1 protein-coding gene and 1 pseudogene are annotated in these 1,527 nt (G+C 68.2%); one reads left to right on the top strand and one right to left on the bottom strand.

Going from position 1 to position 1,527, the window contains the following annotated elements; genetic code table 11:
- On the bottom strand, positions 1-698 hold a 698-nt coding region (locus ACIRS4_RS36690; protein WP_404204367.1), incomplete at its 3' end, for a helix-turn-helix domain-containing protein.
- 268 nt (positions 699-966) lie between these two features.
- On the opposite strand from ACIRS4_RS36690, the pseudogene ACIRS4_RS36685 reads away from it, so the two are divergent.
- Positions 967-1,527: pseudogene (locus ACIRS4_RS36685) on the top strand (hypothetical protein); the annotation flags it as partial.

Below are 1,527 nucleotides of genomic sequence, written 5' to 3'. Positions count from 1 at the left end.
GTGGGGTCCTGGCGGCCGATGTACACGTGCCCCTCGTTCCACAGTCGCCGGAAGTCGTGCTGCTCGCCCAATTCCCGCAGCAGCCCGTCGAGGTCGCCGCTGACCGGCGCCCCGGCCGCGTAGGCGCGGAAGCGCCCGACCATCAACCGCGCCTCGCGCTCCCACTCCTCGAGCACGATGCGCGCCCGCGGATCGGTGAACATCCAGCGCAGCACGTGCCCCCGGCACGCGAGTCCCGGCAGCGCCTCGTCGAAGGCGCTGTTGCAGGCCACCACATTCCAGGCGTCGTCGATCGCGGCGGCCAGATGCGGCAGCAGGGCGTCGAGCGTGGTGCGCACCGCGGCGGCCGCCGTGTCACCGTGACGCAATGCCCGCGCCGACGACGCCGACGGGCGCTGCTGGGCCAGGTGGTACAGGTGCACGCGTTCGGCTGTGTCGAGCTCGAGCACCACGGCCAGCGAATCCAGAATGGCCGGACCGGGATTGAGCGCCTCACCCTGCTCGATCTTGGCGATGTAGCCCAGACTGGCATGGGTGGCCTCGGCCAGCTGCTTACGGGTCAGCCCCGCCGGATAGCGCGTACTGGCCCGCGCCCGGCGTTCGCGCACGAACTCCGCCAGCGTGGGCGCGCGCAGCACCTCGACGGTCGGCAGCCCGAATTCGTTGTCGGCCAACGGCATCCCTTCGCACACGGTCATCTGCCCCCAGCCTAGGGGGCGGCACCGGCCCGGGCCGCATGGAACGACGACCCGGGGTGGCCGGAAGCGCTGGTACCACCGGCGGTGGTGGCGGCGCAACACCTTGTTTCGCACAGTGGTACTCGTGAATTCCCGTGCACCTGACTGGGGAATCCCAGCGGTTGCCAAGTGGGTAGCGCGCATTCGATATTTGCCGGGCGAGGGTCGGCAATGGCGCCGGCAAGGGAGTCGATGGGGGATCGGCCAATAGCGAGGAGCGGCACCGGAAATGGCCAATACTTCATTGTCGCGCGACGAATCGGGTCTACGGTCGCGCACGATAGTGATCGGCGAACAATCGTTTCCCTACTATTTCGGCCGCGACTGCGTCGCCGAGATCGGTGCGGCGATCACCGCCCTGGGACCCGACAAACTGGTGATCGTCACCGACGACGACGTCCGCGCCCGCTACCGTCACCACCTCGACACCCTGGCCGGATCCATTCCCGCGCTGATCCTCTCGCATCCCTCCGGCGAATCCATGAAGACGCTGACCTGCCTGTCGGGCCATCTGGAGACCGCGTTGCGGGCGGGCATCACGCGGCGGTCGGTGGTGGTGTCCTTCGGCGGTGGGGTGCCCGGCAATCTGGCCGGGCTGATGGCGAACCTGCTGTTCCGCGGCGTGCGATTGGTGCACGTGCCGACGACCACCATCGCGGCCATGGATTCGGTGCTGTCGCTCAAGCAGGCGATCAACTCCGGGGTCGGGAAGAATCACCTCGGCACCTATTACGCGCCCGAAGCGGTATTCACCGACGTCGAACTGTTCACCAGCCTGCCCGATAGGGAA

The sequence above is a fragment of the Streptomyces sp. NPDC101166 genome, assembly GCF_044768125.1.
In the GTDB taxonomy this organism is placed as follows: Bacteria; Actinomycetota; Actinomycetes; order Streptomycetales; family Streptomycetaceae; genus Streptomyces.
The sequence above is the reverse complement of the archived record's forward strand: the minus strand, read 5'-3'. Positions and strand labels throughout refer to the sequence as shown.